This is a genomic window from Streptomyces sp. NPDC001231 (assembly GCF_042896885.1).
In the GTDB taxonomy this organism is placed as follows: domain Bacteria; phylum Actinomycetota; class Actinomycetes; order Streptomycetales; family Streptomycetaceae; genus Streptomyces.
In genome coordinates this window covers 422,413-441,750 of record NZ_JBIAXS010000001.1, presented here as the reverse complement: position 1 = coordinate 441,750, position 19,338 = coordinate 422,413, and the positions used below count along the sequence as shown (strand labels likewise).

The window sequence follows — 19,338 nt, the reverse complement described above, 5'->3', positions numbered from 1 at the left end:
CAGTGGAGTGAACTGCTCATTTCACACGGCGACGCCGGAGGTCGGCAAGCAGTGGACCGATACGGGGGAGATCCACGAGGAGCGCGACCTGAAGGGCCGTGCCGAGGGGGAGACCCGGACCGTGCCGGGGCATCCCGCTCTCACGCGCATGCTGCGGCAGCACATCGAGGGCGAGCGGCTTCAGCCGGGTGACCTGCTCTTGCAGGGGGAGAGGGGCGGCATCCTCGCGGGCTCCGTCGTCCGCCGGGCCTGGCGCGGCGCGCGCAAGGCGGTGCTGCCTCCCCACGTCCTCGAGTCGCCCACGGGGGAGCGGGTGTAGCCGCGGGGGACCTCCCCGAACTGCCGGACATCGGCTGACCGCCCGGCCGAGAACTTCGACACGTATTCGACACGGCCACCCGCGAAAACCCGGCGACAGCCGGACAGCCCCGGAGCCTCCCCGTGATCGTCGGGGAAGTGCCGGGGCTTCGTCGTGCGCGGTGAAACCCGCTCTGACCAGCGAAAAGCCCTCCCGGGAGGGAGGGCGGAGACTGGCGCCCCCGGCAGGACTCGAACCTGCGGCCAAGCGCTTAGAAGGCGCCTGCCGCGTCGCGCGGAGCACCCCCTCTGACCTGCACCGCTCCCCCACCCCGACTCCCCATCGGCTGACCCTCGACACGCATTCGACAGGGCCCGGGGTTCGCTACGGTCGCCGGAAGACCTCTGGGTCGACTCCCTCCCCGGGCGACCTGGAGAAGCTCACATAGACGGGGTACTCAGGATCGCCCACCTGCATGTTGGCGAACTGATCCACATCGTGGTTGGCGAACCGGTGCAGATACTGGAGGAACAACTCCAACTCCGCGTCCGACAGCCGCTCATCGTGCCTCTCGTTGCGCATGCGGTCACGATATGAGCCGAGGGGTGGAACGTTAACGGTTGATGGGGATCTCGTAGACGATCTCGCAGTGAGCGGCGGGCACCACGATGTCCGCCGTCTCCACAGGCCGTCCCTGGTCGCTGTAGTACGTCCGCCGGATGTGAGTGACGAGCGCCGCCTTCTGGATACCCAGGAGCGACGCCTCCTCGGCGGTCGCCTGCCTCGGCTCCGGCTGCTCCACGGCATGGCTGACGGTGATCCCAATCGCGGCCATTCGGTTCACGACACCCGACCCGGCGTGCGGCCCTCCCTCGGGGAGGACGACGAGACTGCCGGCGGTGAGGTCGTACGGCTCCCAGCTCGTCGACAACTGCACCGGCCTGCCGTCAGCCAGGAACTCGTACGTCGTCCGGACGCATAGCTCGCCCTCGGCGATGCCCAGTCGCGCCGTGATCTCTGCCGGTGCCGGCACCTTGGCGTCGGTCCGGCTCTCCCAATCCCCCTGCTTGCCCACGGCCTTCATGTCCGCCCGGAACGGCGACCCGTCGGGCCGCTCCCGCGCCGACGAACGGACCACCCGCACCCGCTGCCGGGGCTCGGCGACATACGTGCCCGAACCGGCACGGCCCTCCAACACACCCTGGGAGATCAGCAACTCCTGCGCCCGGCGGACCACGTTCTCGCCCACGCCGCACTCCTGGCCGATCTGGGCGCGGGAGGGCAGGCGGTCTCCCGGTTCCCACTCGTGCTCCGCGATCCGCCGCCGGAGTTCGTCGGCGATGCGGAGATAGGGCGGCTGCTCAGGCATATGGAAAATCTAGTCCACTAGCTCTAATCTAGTTAACTAGCTTCACTCAAAGTGATCGCCGGTTGTCGGAGGCTGCCCTGTGCCCGCTTCGGGAGTTAGCGCGGCGGCCATCGCCGCCCGGCTGTCAGCCCTCGGGCTTCTCACGCGAGTGGAGGAACACCCCCGACACACGTCGGTCGAAGCGGAGGTGCCGGAATCGCTCTCTGCCGAGTCATGGCGGGAGGTCCTGGAAGTGGTGGCCGAGGCCGATCGGTTCGGGCTCCTCGCCACCAGCTTGAACGGCCGCACCCTCTGGGCGGTCGTACGCAAAGCGGTCCCCACGACGGGCGATGTCGGGGGACCGAGCCGTCAGCGATAGGAGCTGAGTAGCGTGCTCAACCGTATCCGCCGTGCCGTCTGGCTCACCAGAGCGCGGTACATCCCCAAGGGCAGGCACCGCCGGCCCTTAACACCCGCCCGGCCGCTGGCCGCTCCCGCCTCCTCCGCGTCCGCTGACGGGGCGACCGTCATCCTCGGGTGGGCCTCCGACAGCGCGAACCACCGGCACTCGCTCACGGGCGAGGACATCGCTCTCGTCCGCCCGTACGTGCTGGCCTGGGAGAAGCGCGTGCGGACGCGCTCAGTGGTCGTCGCTCCCCATTTGCCGACCGACGCCTGGTCGGCCCTCGCGGGGGCCCACTGATGCCTCCTCGCCAACGGCCTTACCTCACAGACACCTCCGCCATCCCCTACCGATCGACCGCATGCCGGATCGGAACGCACCTTGCCTGCGCGGAGTCCTCCCCGGCCTCGGCGCCGGTCGACCTCCCGGTGGTGTACGAGGCGTGCGACTGCCCGTGCCACTCGGCGTTCGACCGGTCCACGACTGCGGAGGTGAAGCGGTGAGCGAACGGGCGCTCGGCGGCGCGTTGGTCTCCAACATCGAGGTCACCGCGACCACCGTGCAGCGCGGCGACATCATCCAACTCGGCGGCCACGCCTGCCGGGTGAGGGACCTCTTCCAACTCCCTCAAGGCGCCAAGCAACTCCTCTTCGAGTCGGGCGAGCTGCTGACCATACACACGCGAACGCGGCTCGTCACCGCGCGGCCGCTGAGAAGGCGGTGACCGGTCCGTGTCTTCTCGCCATCACGACATCGCCGACGATCTCCGCCACCAGATCACGACCGGCCGCATCAAGCCCGGCGAGCGCCTGCTGTCCGAGGCCGGCCTCGCCGACCGGTACCAGGTCAGCACGGTGACACTACGGAGTGCCCTCGCGGTCCTCCAGGGTGAAGGCCTCGTCGAGAAGATCCACGGCAAGGGAAACTTCGTCCGTCACCCGCTCCGCAAGATCATGTACGTCGGCGGATGGGGGACGCTGGACCCGTGGACCGCCGCTGATGCGGCTCTGCGCGTCACCGTTCGCAGTACCACGGTCCAGGCAGACGGGCATTTGACGACCTTGCTGAACGTGCCAACCGGCAGCCCTCTCGCCGAGTTCTGCTGCATCAGCCACGAGGGAGAGTTGCCGCACGGACTGGCCCGCATCTATATCCCGCGCGACCTGGCACCGGCCGGAGGACTCGACGACGAATCCTCGTTCCAGGAGGCGGCCACGAGATTTGCCGTCCTCGGCCCGCCGCCGGCTGCTGTCCGCGAGACGGTCTGCGCCCGCCCACCGACACCGGACGAAGCATCGACCCTCCGGACCAGCTCTGCAGCGGCAGTCCTCGCGATCACACGCATCGCGACCGACTCCACCGGGCGAGTCGTCGAAGCCGCGCTCCTGGTGTTCCCCGGGGATCGCGCCGACGCGGTCTTCACCACCCACCACGTGACCGATGAGAGGCAGACGCAAGGATGACCGCACCGAACGAACTGCGCCTCCTCCCGTGGGTGGGACCGGAAGGCAAACCCTGCTACCTGAGCACCGACGACAGGGACGGCTACATGTCCCGCCTGGCGGACAACATCGAAGCAGTCCAACTCGGCACGGCGGCTGAGCTGCTGAAGCATGCCTCGGAAACCCTCGATGACCAGGACGCGGGCCCGGAGGACCTGCGACGGCTGACAGAGGAACTGACCAGGGCTTTGAGGGACGTACTCCGCGTTGCGACCAGCCGCGGCCACCTCCTGGCGGTGAGCGAGCCTCACCACTTCTGAAGCGGCGGCCGCAAACGGCGCCCGCCGGCGGCGACCTTCCGTTCCACCTTCACGGGGAGAGAAGCCCGGTCACCCACCCGGGCTCCTCTCCCCGTCGCGTCATGCCGGCCCCGATCGATACGCCGTGCGCTCACCGATACAGAGAGACGTCCTCGCCCCACCGTCTGAGCATCAGCCGACGACAGTCCGCCACGACGATGGGCGCACCGACCGAGCACGCACGCGTGTGCCTCGCTGCATCCCCGCCCGGCTGAGCCACGCTGCCGTGCGCCGTCGACCACAGCACAGCACGACGGCGGGCCCGTGAGGACGGAGCGGAGCTCTGTATCTCCGGGGCCATCAGCTTGGGAAGCTCGGGTTCTACGGGGTCGATAGGCTTGCTGACCTGCTGCGGAGCGGCCTCACGATCTGCGGGCGTGCTGGGTGGGGGACCGATGTTCCCCGTGGTTCCCCGCACTATCTGGCACGAGTTTTGGCACGGGAGCACGTTCAGGCGGGTGAGTCAGTCGCGCCGCGGACCCGGCACGCTGATGCCGGGGCCGAGGTCGGTGGAGGTGGTCAACGAGTGGGCCGCGGTTCTCAGATCGTTCTCCCATCCTGGGAGCTCGTCGGGGCCGATCCATTCGCTGTAGTCCGCTGCGACGGAGAGGAACCGCGTCTCCTCCTGAGTGTGGGCTGCGACCGTCATTGACAACCGGTCGACCACGTCCTTGGGGCTCAGCTCGCCTTGTGCGAGACCGAACGCGAGGCCCACGAGGAGGTATCGGCCGGCTGCCTCTTCGTCGGGAATGGGTATGCCGAGTTCGTGCAGGGCTTGGACGTACAGTTCACGGATCTCGGTCTCGTCGCTCCTGCGCGGCAGGCCAGCCAGTTCGCGCAGGGCAGGGGAATCACGCCCGTCGACGAGCGCATGAGCAGCCAGCATCGGGAGCTCCTCGGTTGGGAGTACCTCCGCCATGTACTGCCAAGCGCTTTGTTGCAACCGGTCCATGCGCCCATCGTGGGGGCGACGAGACGCCCTGGCCAGTCGATTGCTGCTGTGGCCCCGGCTTCTTCGTGCCCTCAGTCTTGCCGGGGATCTTGGTGACCTGCGTTTTTTCTGGTCGGGTCAGTGATCCCGGGCGCTTCAGCAGTCGTCGTTGGTCGTAGTTGGCCACTGCCGAGCGGCCTCGGACGGCCAAGAGACGGCCCAGCTAGGGGGCTCCTGGGCTACCCTCCACTTGCGACACTCGGACCATCGGGGGACCAATTGGCCGGGCTCATACCCTGGATCGCGCCAACGTTCGCGCTCGCCGGCGTGGCGGTCGGCGCCTTCCTCAACCCCTGGGGGACTCGTCGTCAGTCCTGGCAAACCGCACGTCGTGAGGCCTTCGATCGAGCCATTGCCGCGGTCAAGGCAGCAGACTTGGCCCGGCACTACCCGCGGCACGTCGACCCGGGTGAACTGGGTCCCGATCGGCAGCGGGCAGACGACTTCAACGCGCAGCTCGCCATCCGAGGGTTCGAGCGACTGGCAGATGCCATGCATGAGATGCGCCAGCAACTAGCAGCACTTGAGCCCTACTTCGAGCCGGAGTGGGACGACAACCAGTGGCCGATCACGGACGAAACCGCAGCGTCGATCCTGGTCCAGCTGAAACGGGAGCGACAGTGTGTCCCCCTGCGCGTAAGGCGGACCACCACCCGGTGAAATGCCTACCTGCGTGCTGAGGCTGATGCCGCGCTGACCTCAGCTTTAGGAGTTCGGTCTCCCCTCGGCCTGGTCGGCTCCCGTCTCGTGCACCGGTGCCATGACTGGCTGCTGTGTGTTGCCGCTGTCCGGGGTCGTTGATGTCAGCTTTGGATGTCAGCGGAACAGTTCCGGCACCGGGCAGACCTCCAACGGCGCGTCCGGCCGGTCGGCCCACCGCCACCAGACATGCCGACCGGTACACCTCCATAGCGTCCGGCAGGTCCGCCGGCCATCGTCCTCCCGCTGAGAGAGGATGAAGCCGCCGGACTTCATGGGCTGGCTGCACTCGGGACAGGCCGGGGCTTCGTCGGTCATGCCGCGCACCTTAACGGAGCGACCGCTTCGTCCCGAAGGAACTTGCGCGGGTGGCCGACCACGGGTCGGTGGGCTTCTCACCTGCTGTGAGCGTCCACAGCCGTCCGCGCTCGTCCGCCGCTGTGTGTCGGCGTTGTCACGCAGTTAGACACTCACCCGGGATGCGACCCGGCGCTTAGAAGATGCGGGCACGCCGTGGTGGGTGTGGCCCTGACGAGCCCTTGCCGGTGCCGCCCAGGGCTGCCGGGTGCTGCCGCCGTCCATCGTCGTTGCCGTCACGGTTGCCGTCACTGGCGCACTCGGAGCCGTACCGACCGCGCTCAGTTCAGCCACAACTCTGCTTCACTGACCGGTACCTGCGCCGGTACCCGAAGCACCGTCTCTGAGCAGGGAAAGAGCCGTCGTCGACTGTCGTCATCTGTCATCGTTGAGCACCCCCGCACGGCCCAGAGACGGCCCGAGCGGGGGTGTCGCGGTGCGTCCCTCGATGCGAACTACGGGCGGGACGGTCGCTGAGGCCTGCCCGGCTGCTGGGTTATTTGCTGTCGGCTTCGGGGCTCGGCGTCCACGGGGGCCTCGGCGTCCATGGTGTGACGTGGAGGTCCGCGGCGGCCGAGTCCATGAACCGTTCCTCGGTAATGGAGTTGGCGAGGGCGATGGTGCTGGTTTCCTGGTCGCTGAGCATCGCCTCGCGTGCGGTGGCGACGCTCTCAGCCCAGCTTTTTGCGGCGTTGGCGAAGCGTTGCGTTTCGGCCGGGGCGCGGCTGGCGTACTTCGTGAGGTTCGTGGACTCGATCTGCGCGACGAGGCGGACATTCTCCGCCTGGGCGCGCACGTCGTCCCTCTTCCCTTTGACCGCTTTGGTCTCTTCGTCTATCGCGTGACGGAGGTGTTCAACCGAGGCGCGGATATCCGTGGTCGACTTCTTGACCTCGGCGTCGTCGCTGGTTCCGCAGCCGGCCAGCCCAGCGAGCAGGACGGCCGTGATGACGGCGATGGTGCGGGTGTGCATGGTTCCCCCATGTGTAGATGCGGTAGGCGCATCATGCTTAGCGTGCGTGGTGTGTGAAGTTGCTGTGCCTATGTTGTGACTCGCTGCGCTTCCGTGATCTGCCGGGCGCCGTGCCGGATGCCGGCTGCGAGAAATCTGGCCTCATCCTTATCAGGTCGATCACGGGGGTCTGTCAACGTCGACCAACGGCCGCTGCGCCTCGGTCGATCGTCCACTGAGGTCCGGCGCCGACCGCTGCTGTTCGCGCTTGTTGGTGTCAACCGCTGGTGTCAGCCGCCGCACGTGGTCTTGACAAGACTGCCCCGCCTTTGCCGGACCGCTACCAAGCCGGGCCCGCCAGCGTGGTGATGGGCAATGGAGGACACTTCTCCGGCTTCCGGGTGAGGCTGACCAGTACCAGTTCCTCCGGAGGTTCGTTTCCGTCCCGGACGGCCATCACATAGGCCTTCGCTTGCTGTGGTCCCAACCGGGGGGCCTGCTTCCGTAGGTGGCGTATCGCGGCCATCGTCCCGTCGGAGTGCACGAGTGCCTGGACAGCAGTGATCAGCGGATCGGGCGGTTGGACCCCCCTGACCTGCTGGAGATAGAGCTTCTCCCAGCCCTCGCGCCCGTATGTGGTGACAGGGATGTGGTGGATGCTCCCATCCTGGCGGTCCACCAGGTAGGGCCCGCTGCCCACCAACATCTTTTTGATATCGCGGCTGCGGATGTACTCAACCGACTGCCAGGTGACCAGCCACCCGAGCGCGTGCTCCTTCACGTCGAGAACAGCGAGCTCGGGCAGCCGTGCCATCCATGGCGACTCCTGCCGCTCTCTCGACAGCAGGGCCTCGACCAGTTCCACGGCGCGTTCCTTGGTGACCACGTCCTTCATCTTGTACTACGGCGCAACCGGTTTTCGATCCCCGACCGGACCAGTCGCGGTCGGTGGAGTAGCACCAGTTTGGAAGAGTGCGTATGCGGACGACGGCCGACCTGGCAGGACTCTGACCTGTGCGGGAGCGCATGTGACGCCGCTGTTCCCCGTGAGTCCCCGTCACATCCCGCGGCATCGGGCACGCGGCGGGCACACGGCCCGTTCGCGGACGTTGCCGTCAGACTGCCGTCAGTTGTGCCTGGGACTCAGCCCTCGTCCTCATCGAGGCCGAACCCGTCCGGCACAGCCAGCAGGGCCTCGCGCCACGGACCCTGCGGCTCCTTCAAGGCCGCTTCGCGGAACAGGTCTGCGAGTCGGCGCCGATCTTCCGAGCCGAGGCGGTCGAAGAGGTACGCCGGATACTCGAACCATCTGGACGCCGCGTCCGGCGAGGCTTCCTCATCCGTGCTGGTGTCCACTGCTGCCACGAGATGGGCCATGGCCTCTGCCAGTGTGCTCAGGAGCGGATCACGGTGGGCACGTGTTGAGGCCAGCTCGCCAGGATTCATGCGTGCACGGTATCCAGCCAAGGGCGCATGCAGCACTCGATCAGTTCTTCTGGAAGTGATGACCCAAGTCTGTCACGTGCGGCGGCTCACTGTAGCTGAGCCTGTGACCAGCGTGGGTGCCGGGACTAGCTGTCACCATCTGTCAACGCCGGTTCGCCTCGCACGGCCCACAGACGGCCCAGACATCGCGCCAGTAGACCGGTGCGCCAGTCATGCCGTAATCAGCTCGCGTAGCAAGGCTGCCGAAGGAATCAGTGGTGCCAGGATGGTCCGGACGTATGCCTCACGCTGCTCCGGTGTCCATGCGGCCACGGTCGCGGCGTTCTCGGTCAGGTGACGGCACACGACGGTCAGGAGGTGAGGGTGAGCCTCAGCCTGCCTCCATTGCTCCCATTGAGGACGAGCGGCAGCTCGCCCATCGGCGGAGTCAGCATCGATGACGAGCTCCAGGAGGCGATGCTGGATAGCGGCGATCAACGGGCTCCCAAAGAAGACCCCCTCAGGCGTATCAAACTTGTGTTCGAACAACATCTTGTGCAGCGCTCTGGCTTCATTGAGCGACGCGAACTCGAGACTCAGGGGTTGATCCGCCACCTGCGAATTGTGGCAGGGTCCGCACGAGGTCGGCGTAGCGACTTTGGCCTGGAGCTGCTTTGGCGCGAGTGATCATGGCCCCGTAAGCTTCCGGCGCGTCGGGCAGTCTGTGGACCTGCCCGCTAAAGCACGACGTTGGGGCCATGATCTTCGAGGCTCGCGCCAAAGTGGCTGGCTAAAGTCGCGGAGCCGACCGCCCCAGCCACGACGTGTTCTGACCCCATGCTCCGTGCGCCTCCCTCTTGGGCGGGCGCGGGCGGCCGGCGGTGCCGAGCGGGGCGGAGACATGAGCGCGGGCGCCGCCGGCCGCCCGCGCCCGCCCGGAGGAGCGAAGCGACGACGGGTGCTTGATGAAGGAGAGAAGGTTTTATCCCGCTGGGATGAGGTGCTTGCCGTCGTGGCTGCGTACGTGGGGGCCGTTGCCGTCCAGTGCGTCCATGAGCCTGACTGCGAAGGCCTCCGTCATGCGCTCGCTGACCTCGTTGGGTGTGAGCCAGGAGACGGCCGTGGACTCGCTGGAGGTGCGCTCGAAGCCGCCGGAGGGCTTGCAGCGGAAGACCAGGGCGACGACGCCGCGGGTCATGTTCTTGTAGACGCCGGTGAGTCCGTCTACCTCGACGTGGATGCCGGTCTCCTCCAGGACCTCGCGGGCCACGCCAGCCTCGGGGGTCTCGTCGAGTTCGAGGATGCCGCCGGGGAGTTCCCAGGTGCCGTTGTCGGCTCGGCGGATCGCCAGGAGGCGGCCGTCCTCGCGCACTACCACTCCGGCCACGGATACGGAGTGCAGGGGAGACGGTGCCGCTTCCTGTGGTTGACTCATGTAGAGGAGCATAGGAGGCAGAGAAGGACTATGGGAACTGCGGCTGGAGGGGTCGGTTCCGGGCCTCGGTACGTGCAGATCGCGGACGAGATCATGCAGCAGATCCGGGCGGGTGTCCTGAAGCCCGGCGACATGGTGCCGAGCGAGTCCGAGCTGGTGGAGCGCTACGGCGTGTCCGGCGGGACGATCCGTAAGGCCATGGTCGAGGTGCGGGCGAGCGGACTGGTCGAGACCCGGCACGGCAAGGGCTCGATCGTGAAGAACCGGCCTCCCGTGCGGCACCGCTCCTCCGATCGCTTCCGGCGTTCGCTCCGGCAGGGAGGGAAAGCGGCCTACCTTGCGGAGTCCACGCAGTCCGGCGCCACCGCCAAGGTCAGCGTCCTTTACACCGGTCCCGTGGAGGCGCCCGAGGACGCCGCCGACCGTCTGGGCGTCCCCGCCGGCACACAGGTGCTTGCCCGCCGCCGCCTCTACTTCCGCAACGGCACCCCGGTCGAGACTGCCACGTCCTACCTCCCCTGGGACGTCGTGAAGGAGATCCCGGAGTTGTTCGCCGAGAATCCCGGCGGTGGTGGCATCTACGCCCGACTCGAAGACCATGGGTATGAGTTCGCGGAGTTCGTGGAGACGCTCCAAGCGCGGCCGGCCTCCAAGGTGGAAGCATCGGAGCTGGCGTTGAGCCCGGGGGCGCCCGTGGTCCACCTGATCCGGGAGGCTCGTACGACCGCGGGTCTCGTGGTCGAGGTGTGCGACACCCTCATGGCCGCTGACCAGTTCGTTTTCGAGTACCGGATCCCTGCCGCCGACTGACACGCCCTCAACTTCCTGCAGCCCGTCACGGGTTCTTCTTCGTGGCGGGTTGACTCATGTATAGGAGTCGGGCACTCTTCTTCATGTCACTCCTGTACATGAGTGACGGAGTCCCGCATCTATAGAGGAGTGGTTTCCGTGCGTCAGATTCCCGTCGACACCTCCGGCGCGATCGCGATGGTCGCCAAGTCCCCGCAGGTCAAGGTGCGTGACCGCCGTACCGGCGAGATCGCCACCGACATCGAGACCGGAGCGAAGCTGATGACGGTCGACGTGATGTTCGCGGCGAACGGGGAGGTGGAGATCCTTTCCATCACGGTCCCGGAGCCCGGGATCAGCGGCGAGCTGTCCATGGGCACGCCGGTCGCGCTCACCGGCCTGATCGCCCGGCCCTGGGAGAACGACTTCAACGGCCAGAAGCGGCACGGCATCGCGTTCCGTGCGGTCGCGGTCACCTCGCTCGCCGACGTCGCCGCAAGGCCCGAGGCGGCCTGATCATGACCGGCTTCACGGTCGCCCTGGTGCTGGTCGCCGCCGCCGTGGGACTCCTGCGGTGGCGGCGCCCCGCCTGGTACTGGTTGACCTTCGGGGTCACGCTGGCCGTGGTGCGGGTCCTGGTCCGCTACGGCTCTGTCATGGACGCCTGCGGACTGACCGTCCCGCCCGCGCGGTGGCGGCTCGTCCTTGCCCGAGCCACCAACCGGCCGATGCCGGAGTCCCGCCCGCCGCGCATCTTGCGGCTGCGACCGACTCGCACCGGCCTGGTGCTCCGGCTCAAGCTCCGCCCCGGGCAGGACGCCTTCGACATCGCCGCCGCCTCGGACCGGCTCCGGCACTCGTTCTCGATGTACGGCGTGACCTCGCGTGAGCTGCGCTCCGGTGTCGTAGAGGTGCGTATGACCGGCTACGACGTGCTCAAGCGGGTGCAGATGCCGGCCGCTATCGACACCCGGCCCATGCGAGTACCGGTCGCCCTGCGGCAGGACGGTTCGGTGCACTACCGCGACTACCGGGCGGTACCCCATGCCCTCACCCTCGGAGCCACGGAGTCCGGTAAGTCCGTCTACCAACGCAACCTGGTCGCCGGACTCGCACCGATGGACGTCGCCCTCGTCGGCATCGACTGTAAGCAGGGGGTCGAACTGTTCCCGCTGGCCCGCCGGTTCTCCGCGCTGGCCGACGACCCCGACACCGCCGCCGAAGTACTCGATGCGCTTGTGGCCCGGATGGAACGCGTCTATCAGCTCATCCGGGCTCAGCAACGCGTCACCGCTGACGTGCCGGATGCGGAGATCGCCGCCGACATCTGGGATTTGCCGGCTGACGTGCGCCCGGTCCCGGTTGTGGTCCTGGTCGACGAGGTCGCCGAACTCGCCCTGTACGCCAACAAGGAGGAGGAGAGGCGCCGGGACCGCGTCATCACCGCGCTGGTCCGCCTCGCCCAACTCGGCCGCGCGGCCGGCATCTACCTCGAGATCTGCGGGCAGCGCTTCGGCTCTGAACTCGGCAAGGGCATCACGATGCTCCGCGCCCAACTCACCAGCCGCACCGCCCACCGCGTCAACGACGAGACATCCGCCAACATGGCTTTCGGCGACATCTCCCCGGACGCCGTCCTCGCCGCCATCCAGATCCCGGCCGAGATGCGGGGGCTCGCCATCGCGGGCGACTCCTCCGGAGGATGGCACCGCATCCGCGCCCCGCACACCTCGCTCCGCCAAGCCGTGAACATCTGCAACCGGCACGCCGACCAGACCCCGGACCTGCCCGAACTGGGCCCCTTCCGGCCCGCCTTCGGCTCCGATGCCGTGCCCTTGCCGCTGGTCAAGCCCTCCTCGGCCGCTGCCTGATCTCTCCGATCCTCACCGGTCGGCGTGACCGCCATCGCGCCAAGTCCCTACCCCCGCCATGCCCAAAGAAGGGAGAACCCGCCATGTGCCCGAACTGCGAGGACTTCGCTCGGACCGTGCTCCTGCTCGGCCAACTCGCCTTGTACGCCGACATGGCCGGCGCCGACCTCGACTTCGTGGAAGCCGTCAGCCCGTCCCTGGCCGTCTCGCTGCCCGAGCCGCCGCTCGGCACGTTCCTGTCCGACGACGACCCCGACAGCGGCCCCGACTCCCCGGGTGTTTCCTGATGGGCGCCCGTCACGGTCTCCGGGTCGACGCGGTCCTGGTTCAGGCCGTGATCGCCGGTGCCCTGTCCTTCGCCCACCTGCACGACCTCGCCGCGGCTGCCGGACAGAACGGCTGGAAGGCGTGGGCCTACCCGGTCAGTGTCGATCTGCTCCTGGTCGCGGCCTGGCGGCGCCTGCGCAGTGAGGGCCCGTCCCGCCTGGCCTGGTGCTGGTTCGTCGTCGCGCTGTTCGCCTCGCTCGGTGCCAACGTCGCCACCGCCGGGTTCCTCGACCTCACCGACCCGCCCGCCCTGCTCCGCCTCGGCATCGCCGGATGGCCCGCAGTCGCCTTCCTGGGTGGAACGCTCCTCGCTCACTCGTCGGCTGCGGAGTCGGAGCCGGTTCCGCCGGCACCCGTCGTGGACACGCGGGACGCCGAGCCCCCGGCCGAGCAGTCGGTACCGGACACCGAACGCGCGACGTTCACGGAAGCCCTACCCGTACCCGACACCGCAAGAGCCCAGGAAGCCCACGTCTCCTCCGCCCCGGTGCCTGCTCCTCCGGTCCCGGCCGTGCTGGTCGACCACGCCCGCAAGGTCGCCGACGAGTACCGCACCCGCACCGGATCCCCGATCGACCCCGACACCCTGCGCTCCCGCCTCGGCGTTCCGCCACACCTCGCCGACGCCATCGCCGCCCATCTCGCCTGACCAGGAAGGAGACACCGCGATGCCCGCCCGCGACAACTTCCACTCCGTGATGCGGATCGGCCCCGTGCAGATCGGCACCCACTGCGACCGCAACGGCCGGACCACGCACGCCGCTGTCTGCACCGCCGACCGCTGCGGCTGGTCCGCCGACTACTCCAGCCACACCGCCGCCCAGCTCGCCGCCCGCACCCACCGCTGCGCCGTCCGCTAGGAGACACAGCCCATGGACGTCCCCCTCTGGTTCGCCCTGCTGGCCGTCGGCTACCTCGGCGTCAAGCTCATTCGCCCGCCCTGGTGGCTCATCGCCGTGCTGCTCCTCGGCGGCTACCTCCTCGCCGACAGCCTCTTGGCCCCCGTCATCGACACCGCTGTCAGGTAACCCGCCCGCGAAAGGAGATCCGCCCATGTTCCGGCCCAAGCTCCCGGTCATGCCGCAGCCCACCGGCCCGGCCACCCCGCTTACGGTCGTCGAGCCGACCAGCATCACCCCGGGCACCCCGGTCCCGCCGCCGGTGCCCGTCGCCGCCGCCTCGTCCCGCCCGGTTGTCCAGGTCACGCCCGGCACCGCGCTCGCCCTCGTCGGCGGTGGCACGGCCGTCGTCCTGGTCCTTGGCGCCGTCCTGGTCTCCCTGCTCCTGGCGGTCGCCATCACCGGCGCCTCGGTCGCCGTCTGCGCGGTCGTCCTGCGCTCCCTGCTCGCGTCCGATGCCAAGCGACGCTGACCGGCTCCCGGGCGGCCTCGATACCGCCAAGCATCCGCCGCCCGGGCGCCGTCCCTGTCCGATCTCGCAACCGGAAGGAACCCCCAGCATGGCCCACCGCGCCTCACCCGCGACACCGAGCGCGCCCATGCCAGACACGTTGCTCGACCCCACCACCCTCCGGGACGTGCTCCGGGTGGCCTCGGCCTCCGACTACGCCCGCTGGGAAGACCAGATCCGCCGCACCGGCGGCTGCGCCGACCCGATCCATCTCACCGGCTGGATCCTCCACAAGGACAAGACCACCGGCGAGACCCTGCACCACTACTCGACCGCGAACGAGCCGGGCGGACGCCTCCGCCTCGCCTGCGGCAACCGCCGCGCTTCCCGCTGCCCGGCTTGCGCCTGGACCTACGCGGGCGACACCTACCACCTGATCCGCGCCGGCCTGGCCGGGGACGACCGCCGCGACATCCCCGCCGCCGTACGTGATCACCCGCGCGTCTTCGCCACCCTCACCGCCCCCTCGTTCGGCCCGGTCCACAACCGCCCCGACCACGGCACCTGCCGCTGCGGCACCCGGCACGCTTCCGACGCCCTGGAGCTGGGCACCGCCCTCGACCCGGACACCTACGACTACGCGGGCGCCGTGCTGTTCAACAACCACGCCGGACAGCTCTGGCAGCGCTTCACCACCCGGCTGCGCCGTGAACTCGCCGCCCGTGCCGGCCTTCCCCGCCGAGAACTCGCCGAACACCTTCGCGTCTCGTACGGCAAAGTCGCCGAGTTCCAGAAGCGCGGGGCCCTGCACTTCCACGCCGTCGTGCGCCTCGACGGCCCGGAGGGTCCCGGCACTCCGCCGCCCGCCTGGGCCACGGTCCACCTCCTCACGGACGCGATGCGCGCCGCCGCCGCGCACTCGTACACGTCCGTCTCGGTCCCGGCAGCCGATGACCAGCCGACCAGGACGTTCCGATGGGGTCGACAGCTCGACGTCCGCCCGGTCAAGGCCTTCGGCGACGGCTCCGACATCACCGAACAGGCCGTCGCCTCGTACGTGGCCAAGTACGCCACCAAGGCCGCCGAGAACACCGGCACCCTGGACCGCCGCATCGGCGAACTCGCCGAACTCGACCGCCACCGGGTCCCCGACCACACCCGTCGGCTCATCACCGCGTGCCGCGACCTGGACGCCCTGTATCCGGACCGGCGCCTCTGGGCCTGGGCGCACATGCTCGGCTTCCGCGGGCACTTCTCGTCCAAGTCGCGCACCTACTCCACCACCCTCGGCGCCCTCCGCCAGGAACGCGCCGACTACCGCGCCGCCCAGGAAGCATCCGCCCTGGGCCTCGACGACCGGGAGGCGGACACGGTCCTCGTCCTGACGGACTGGCAGTACGCCGGTCACGGCCACACACCGGGCGAAGCCGCCCTCGCCGCGACCGTCGCGCGTGACCTCCAGACCAACCGCGAGACCGCTCGCGACGCCCTCCTGAGCGAAGGGAGCACGACATGACCACGGCCATCCGGTCACGCAGCATGCTCACCCTCGCGGAGGTCTGCGAGGAACTGGCCGTCTCGCGCTCGACCTTCTACGACTGGCGGGCGAAGCGCCGTGCCCCGCGTTGCATCAAGCTCCCGAACGGCGACCTCAGGATCCGGCGGAGCGACCTCGAACACTGGCTCGACGACCGTGAGGACGCCGCCTGATGGAGACGACGTACGAGGTCAAGATCTACAAGATCCTCACGTACAAGGGCGCCCGGAAGACCACCTACACGGTGCGCTGGGTGGTGGCGGGCAAGCGCTGGCGTGAGCCGTTCGGCACTGTCGCGCTTGCCGAGGGCTTCCGCTCCGAGCTCATCACGGCGACCGGCAAGGGCGAGGCGTTCGTCATCGCGACCGGCCTGCCGGTATCGCATCGTTCCAAGTCGGCCGCCATGAGCTGGTACAAGTTCGCCGTCGAGTACGTGGACGCGCGCTGGGCCCAACTCGGCGGCAACAGCCGGAAGAACCTCGCCAAGACCCTGACCGCGACCACCGTGGCGTTCCTGCGTGTCAAGCCGGCCCAGTTCGAACCCGCTGCGGTGCGTACCGCCCTGCGCGAATGGGCGTTCAACACGAACCGGCGCGGCGCGGCTCCCCGGGACGTGGAGAGCATCCTCAGGTGGGTGGAGCGGAACTCGCTTCCCGTCTCGGCCTGGGAGGACCCGGACAAGGTCGACGAGGTCTTACGAGCCCTCGACACACGTCTCGACGGCAGGCAGGCCGCCACATGGTCACGTAAGCGGCATCGCCGGATCCTGAACGTCGCCATGAAGCATGCGATGCGGCGGCGCATCCTGCGGGACAACCCCCTCCCCAAGGGGAAGGACACGACCGCTGCCACCAAGACCACCAACGCCGTGGACAAGCGGTCCCTGATGGGTCCGGACCAGGCCGCAGCGCTCCTCGACTGGATCCGGCGTCGGCCGCGCGGAGGCAAGCGCCTGCACGCGTTTTTCGCCACGTTGTACTACTGCGGCCCGCGTCCCGAGGAAGCAGTGGCCATTCGGGTGAAAGATGTGACATTGCCCGCTCCTGGTGCCGAGGACCAGTGGAGTGAACTTCTGATCCACACTGCGACGCCGGAGGTCGGCAAGCAGTGGACCGACACAGGGGAGATCCACGAAGAGCGCGATCTGAAGGGCCGTGCCGAGGGGGAGACCCGCACCGTGCCGGGGCATCCCGCTCTGACGCGGACCCAGCGGCAGCACATCGAGGACGAGCTGCTCCAGCCGGGTGACCTGCTCTTCCAGGGGGAGAACGGCGGCATCCTCGCGGGCTCCGTCATCCGCCGGGCCTGGCACGGCGCGCGCAAGGCGGTGCTGGCTCCCCACGTCTTCGAGTCGCCGACGGGTAAGCGCGTGTACGACAACCGGCACACGCGCCTGACGAAGTGGCTCAACGACGGGATACCGCCCGCTCAGGTGGCGGACTGGGCCGGCAACAGCGTCCCCGTGCTTCTGGCCACGTACGCCCGCTGTGTCGAGGGGCAGCTTCCCGATCTCAAGAGGCGGCTCGAAGCCGCGGGGGATCTCCCGGAGCTGCCGGACGTCGGCTGACCGTCCCGGCTGAGAACTTCGACACGTATTCGACACGGCCACCCGCGAAAACCCGGTGACAGCCGGACAGCCCCGGAGCCCTCCCATGATCGTCGGGGGAGTGCCCGGGGCTTCGTCGTGCGCAGAGAAACCCGGCCTGACCAGCGAAAAGCCCTCCCGCGAGGGAGGGCGGAGACTGGCGCCCCCGGCAGGACTCGAACCTGCGGCCAAGCGCTTAGAAGGCGCCTGCTCTATCCACTGAGCTACGGGGGCCTGGTGTGGTGGCCTCTGTCGCGGTGCCCTGGTGGGGGCTGATCCGTGACATCGCCGGGGACAAGGATAGGGCTCCCGGATCCATGTCCCGGTTGCTTCGCCTCCGTGGCTCAATGTGGAGGTTCGGTGAAGCGGTCCTGATAATCGCAGGCGGGTACGAATCGTGCATCGCTTTTGACGCCCGGCGCACCTGGTGTTGTGCACTCGTTATGCCTGGACTGTACCCGCGCCCCAGTCGCCCCTTCCGTCCGTTGTGTCCAATCGGCGCGCAGACATGCTCATATGCTTCAGAATTCCCCTAAAATTGGGCATTCTTCGCATGTGGTGACCTTGGACGTACGGCCTCAGCTGCTCGACGCACTCTCCGCCCTGCGCGACCGTGTCGCCGCCGCACGCTTCCCGCTGCCCCTGGCGGGGGCTCCGCGCGCGCGTGCCAACCGCGACGAACTGCTCGCACAGCTCGACGACTACTTGGTGCCCCGGTTGAGAAGGCCCCAAGCGCCGTTGCTGGCGGTCGTCGGGGGATCGACAGGCGCCGGGAAGTCGACCCTCGTCAACTCGCTCGTCGGACGGCGGGTCAGCGAGGCGGGCGTGCTGCGGCCGACCACACGGACCCCGGTGCTGGTCTGCCATCCGGAGGACCACCACTGGTTCAGTGGGATGCGCGTCCTGCCGGACCTCACGCGCGTGTGGGTGCCCAGAGGCGACCCCGGGGCCGGCGACGACCTGCTGATGCAGGAGAGCACCCCCTCCCGGGTGCTGCGCGTGGAGACCGTCGACACCCTGCCCCCCGGGCTCGCGCTCCTCGACGCGCCCGACGTCGACTCCCTGATCGCCGACAACCGCGTCCTGGCCGCCGAGCTGATCTGCGCCGCCGACATCTGGGTCATGGTCACCACGGCGGCCCGGTACGCCGACGCGGTCCCGTGGCACCTGTTGCGCACGGCCAAGGAGTACGACGCCACGCTGGTGACCGTGCTGGACCGGGTGCCGCACCAGGTCGCCTCCGAGGTCTCCCGCCAGTACGGGGCACTGCTCACCAAGGCCGGACTCGGCGAGGTACCGCGGTTCACCGTGCCCGAGCTGCCCGAGTCGGCCTGGGGCGGGGGCCTGCTGCCCGCCAGCGCCGTCGCGCATCTGCGCACCTGGCTGGTCCACCAGACCCAGGACTCCGCGGCCCGGCAGTACGTCATGGCCCGCACGGCCCAGGGGCTCCTCGACTCGCTGAAGTCCCGGATGCCCGAGCTGGCCAGTGCCGCCACCGCCCAGTACGCCGCCGCGCTGCGGCTCACCTCGGCCGTCGAGACCGCCTACGAGAGCGAGCACACGCGCGTGCGGGGGCGGCTCCAGGCCGGGGCGGTGCTCGCCGGGGACGCCCTGAAGAGGTGGCGTGCCTTCCCCCTGGACTGCTCCGCCGGGGAACTGCTCGACGCGCTCGTGGAGAGTCTGGGCTCCCTGCTGTTGTGTGCGGTCACCGCCGCCGACGAGCGCGTGGACGATGCCTGGCGGCACGAGCAAGCCGCCACGGCGCCGGGGCTCACCGACCGCGACCGCGCCTCGGAGAGCGCCGAGCAACGCATCGGGCTGGCCGTACGGCGCTGGCGGCGGGAGCTGGAGGAGTACGCCGAGGACGAGGTGCGTCGGCTGGACCGGAACATCGCGCCGGACGCCGAGGTCGTCGCCGCCCTGGCCGCCACCGGGCTGCTGGGAGGCCGCCGGGCGCGGTCGGCGGGAGAGGGCCTCGCCGAACGGATCGGCGCGCACGGAGCACTGCGGCTGCGCGACCGCGCCGGGCGGCTGCTCACCGAACAGCTGGACCGGGTGATCCACGCCGAGCGCGAGCGCCGTATGGCCCCGCTGGACGCCCTCGACGTACACCCCGAGCCCCAGGCCGAACTCATCGCCGCGCTGTCCGTACTGCTGAAGGAGAGGTGAC

The 19,338-nt window shown here is 69.0% G+C and carries 27 protein-coding genes and 1 tRNA gene; 18 read left to right on the top strand and 10 right to left on the bottom strand.

Annotation, left to right across the window (positions count from 1 at the left end):
- Nucleotides 1-7 precede the first annotated feature (7 nt).
- Nucleotides 8-319, top strand: coding sequence for a hypothetical protein (locus ACFY3J_RS01945; RefSeq protein ID WP_390839866.1), 312 nt, complete (start codon nt 8-10; stop codon nt 317-319).
- A gap of 363 nt (nt 320-682) precedes the next feature.
- Here ACFY3J_RS01945 and ACFY3J_RS01940 read toward each other — a convergent pair whose 3' ends face one another.
- Together ACFY3J_RS01940 and ACFY3J_RS01935 are read right to left on the bottom strand one after the other, a co-directional pair.
- Nucleotides 683-880 (bottom strand): hypothetical protein, encoded by a 198-nt coding sequence (locus tag ACFY3J_RS01940; RefSeq protein ID WP_161243597.1) that lies wholly within the window; start codon nt 878-880, stop codon nt 683-685.
- A 31-nt stretch (nt 881-911) separates the two neighbouring features.
- Entirely contained in the window at nt 912-1,667 is a 756-nt protein-coding gene (locus tag ACFY3J_RS01935) for a GntR family transcriptional regulator (protein ID WP_390839865.1), read from the bottom strand.
- A gap of 79 nt (nt 1,668-1,746) precedes the next feature.
- Between ACFY3J_RS01935 and ACFY3J_RS01930 the strand changes: the two genes are divergently transcribed.
- The 4 genes from ACFY3J_RS01930 to ACFY3J_RS01915 all read left to right on the top strand — a co-directional run bounded on the left by ACFY3J_RS01930 (nt 1,747) and on the right by ACFY3J_RS01915 (nt 3,811).
- Nucleotides 1,747-2,025: a hypothetical protein gene (locus tag ACFY3J_RS01930; protein WP_390839864.1), complete on the top strand. Its 279-nt coding sequence runs from the start codon at nt 1,747-1,749 to the stop codon at nt 2,023-2,025.
- Nucleotides 2,026-2,548: 523 nt separating this feature from the next.
- On the top strand, nt 2,549-2,773 hold the full coding sequence (locus ACFY3J_RS01925) for a hypothetical protein (RefSeq protein ID WP_390839862.1): 225 nt from the start codon (nt 2,549-2,551) through the stop codon (nt 2,771-2,773).
- Between the two features lie 7 nt (nt 2,774-2,780).
- Nucleotides 2,781-3,512, top strand: coding sequence for a GntR family transcriptional regulator (locus ACFY3J_RS01920; protein WP_390839860.1), 732 nt, complete (start codon nt 2,781-2,783; stop codon nt 3,510-3,512).
- Nucleotides 3,509-3,811: a hypothetical protein gene (locus ACFY3J_RS01915; RefSeq protein ID WP_390839858.1), complete on the top strand. Its 303-nt coding sequence runs from the start codon at nt 3,509-3,511 to the stop codon at nt 3,809-3,811. The genes ACFY3J_RS01920 and ACFY3J_RS01915 overlap by 4 nt, the downstream gene beginning before the upstream one ends.
- Before the next feature lie 502 nt (nt 3,812-4,313).
- Here ACFY3J_RS01915 and ACFY3J_RS01910 read toward each other — a convergent pair.
- Complete coding sequence (locus tag ACFY3J_RS01910) at nt 4,314-4,802, bottom strand: hypothetical protein (protein ID WP_390839856.1); 489 nt, start codon at nt 4,800-4,802, stop codon at nt 4,314-4,316.
- Nucleotides 4,803-5,060: 258 nt separating this feature from the next.
- Between ACFY3J_RS01910 and ACFY3J_RS01905 the strand changes: the two genes are divergently transcribed.
- Nucleotides 5,061-5,501: a hypothetical protein gene (locus tag ACFY3J_RS01905; protein ID WP_390839855.1), complete on the top strand. Its 441-nt coding sequence runs from the start codon at nt 5,061-5,063 to the stop codon at nt 5,499-5,501.
- 156 nt (nt 5,502-5,657) lie between these two features.
- Here the strand turns inward: ACFY3J_RS01905 and ACFY3J_RS01900 are convergent, their stop codons facing one another.
- The 6 genes from ACFY3J_RS01900 to ACFY3J_RS01875 all read right to left on the bottom strand — a co-directional run bounded on the left by ACFY3J_RS01900 (nt 5,658) and on the right by ACFY3J_RS01875 (nt 9,721).
- Nucleotides 5,658-5,858: a dehydrogenase gene (locus ACFY3J_RS01900; protein ID WP_390839854.1), complete on the bottom strand. Its 201-nt coding sequence runs from the start codon at nt 5,856-5,858 to the stop codon at nt 5,658-5,660.
- A 535-nt stretch (nt 5,859-6,393) separates the two neighbouring features.
- Nucleotides 6,394-6,870 carry a hypothetical protein gene (locus ACFY3J_RS01895; protein WP_390839852.1) on the bottom strand — a complete coding sequence of 159 codons (477 nt, stop codon included), beginning with the start codon at nt 6,868-6,870 and terminating at the stop codon, nt 6,394-6,396.
- 319 nt (nt 6,871-7,189) lie between these two features.
- On the bottom strand, nt 7,190-7,735 hold the full coding sequence (locus tag ACFY3J_RS01890; protein WP_390839850.1) for a YrhB domain-containing protein: 546 nt from the start codon (nt 7,733-7,735) through the stop codon (nt 7,190-7,192).
- 257 nt (nt 7,736-7,992) lie between these two features.
- Complete coding sequence (locus ACFY3J_RS01885; protein WP_376505601.1) at nt 7,993-8,295, bottom strand: hypothetical protein; 303 nt, start codon at nt 8,293-8,295, stop codon at nt 7,993-7,995.
- Between the two features lie 210 nt (nt 8,296-8,505).
- The gene (locus tag ACFY3J_RS01880) at nt 8,506-8,889 is read right to left on the bottom strand and encodes a hypothetical protein (RefSeq protein ID WP_390839848.1); all 384 of its coding nucleotides are present in this window, start codon (nt 8,887-8,889) and stop codon (nt 8,506-8,508) included.
- A 367-nt stretch (nt 8,890-9,256) separates the two neighbouring features.
- On the bottom strand, nt 9,257-9,721 hold the full coding sequence (locus ACFY3J_RS01875; protein ID WP_390839846.1) for an NUDIX hydrolase: 465 nt from the start codon (nt 9,719-9,721) through the stop codon (nt 9,257-9,259).
- A gap of 18 nt (nt 9,722-9,739) precedes the next feature.
- Here ACFY3J_RS01875 and ACFY3J_RS01870 point away from each other — a divergent pair, with 18 nt between their 5' ends.
- The 11 genes from ACFY3J_RS01870 (at nt 9,740) to ACFY3J_RS01820 (ending at nt 17,150) form a co-directional block, all read left to right on the top strand.
- Nucleotides 9,740-10,519 carry a GntR family transcriptional regulator gene (locus ACFY3J_RS01870; RefSeq protein ID WP_390839844.1) on the top strand — a complete coding sequence of 260 codons (780 nt, stop codon included), beginning with the start codon at nt 9,740-9,742 and terminating at the stop codon, nt 10,517-10,519.
- 138 nt (nt 10,520-10,657) lie between these two features.
- Complete coding sequence (locus tag ACFY3J_RS01865; protein WP_390839842.1) at nt 10,658-11,014, top strand: hypothetical protein; 357 nt, start codon at nt 10,658-10,660, stop codon at nt 11,012-11,014.
- Nucleotides 11,015-11,016: 2 nt separating this feature from the next.
- The gene (locus tag ACFY3J_RS01860) at nt 11,017-12,369 is read left to right on the top strand and encodes an FtsK/SpoIIIE domain-containing protein (RefSeq protein ID WP_390839840.1); all 1,353 of its coding nucleotides are present in this window, start codon (nt 11,017-11,019) and stop codon (nt 12,367-12,369) included.
- An 83-nt stretch (nt 12,370-12,452) separates the two neighbouring features.
- Nucleotides 12,453-12,656, top strand: coding sequence for a hypothetical protein (locus ACFY3J_RS01855; RefSeq protein WP_390839838.1), 204 nt, complete (start codon nt 12,453-12,455; stop codon nt 12,654-12,656).
- Nucleotides 12,656-13,345 (top strand): DUF2637 domain-containing protein, encoded by a 690-nt coding sequence (locus tag ACFY3J_RS01850; protein WP_390839836.1) that lies wholly within the window; start codon nt 12,656-12,658, stop codon nt 13,343-13,345. The genes ACFY3J_RS01855 and ACFY3J_RS01850 overlap by 1 nt, the downstream gene beginning before the upstream one ends.
- 19 nt (nt 13,346-13,364) lie before the next feature.
- A complete protein-coding gene (locus tag ACFY3J_RS01845; protein WP_390839835.1) occupies nt 13,365-13,556 on the top strand; it encodes a mobile element transfer protein in 192 nt (63 codons plus the stop codon).
- Between the two features lie 12 nt (nt 13,557-13,568).
- Nucleotides 13,569-13,724, top strand: a complete 156-nt coding sequence (locus ACFY3J_RS01840; RefSeq protein WP_390839833.1) for a hypothetical protein — start codon at nt 13,569-13,571, stop codon at nt 13,722-13,724.
- Nucleotides 13,725-13,749: 25 nt separating this feature from the next.
- Nucleotides 13,750-14,067 (top strand): SpdD-like protein, encoded by a 318-nt coding sequence (locus tag ACFY3J_RS01835; RefSeq protein ID WP_390839831.1) that lies wholly within the window; start codon nt 13,750-13,752, stop codon nt 14,065-14,067.
- 127 nt (nt 14,068-14,194) lie between these two features.
- Entirely contained in the window at nt 14,195-15,562 is a 1,368-nt protein-coding gene (gene repSA / locus ACFY3J_RS01830) for a replication initiator protein RepSA (protein WP_390839829.1), read from the top strand.
- A complete protein-coding gene (locus ACFY3J_RS01825; protein ID WP_362347845.1) occupies nt 15,559-15,756 on the top strand; it encodes a helix-turn-helix domain-containing protein in 198 nt (65 codons plus the stop codon). The genes repSA and ACFY3J_RS01825 overlap by 4 nt, the downstream gene beginning before the upstream one ends.
- On the top strand, nt 15,756-17,150 hold the full coding sequence (locus ACFY3J_RS01820; protein ID WP_390839827.1) for a tyrosine-type recombinase/integrase: 1,395 nt from the start codon (nt 15,756-15,758) through the stop codon (nt 17,148-17,150). Before ACFY3J_RS01825 ends, ACFY3J_RS01820 begins: the two co-directional genes overlap by 1 nt.
- A 176-nt stretch (nt 17,151-17,326) precedes the next feature.
- Here ACFY3J_RS01820 and ACFY3J_RS01815 read toward each other — a convergent pair.
- A tRNA-Arg gene (locus ACFY3J_RS01815) sits at nt 17,327-17,402 on the bottom strand.
- Nucleotides 17,403-17,723: 321 nt separating this feature from the next.
- Here ACFY3J_RS01815 and ACFY3J_RS01810 point away from each other — a divergent pair.
- Nucleotides 17,724-19,337 carry a dynamin family protein gene (locus tag ACFY3J_RS01810; RefSeq protein ID WP_384172845.1) on the top strand — a complete coding sequence of 538 codons (1,614 nt, stop codon included), beginning with the start codon at nt 17,724-17,726 and terminating at the stop codon, nt 19,335-19,337.
- Nucleotide 19,338: the final 1 nt, after the last annotated feature.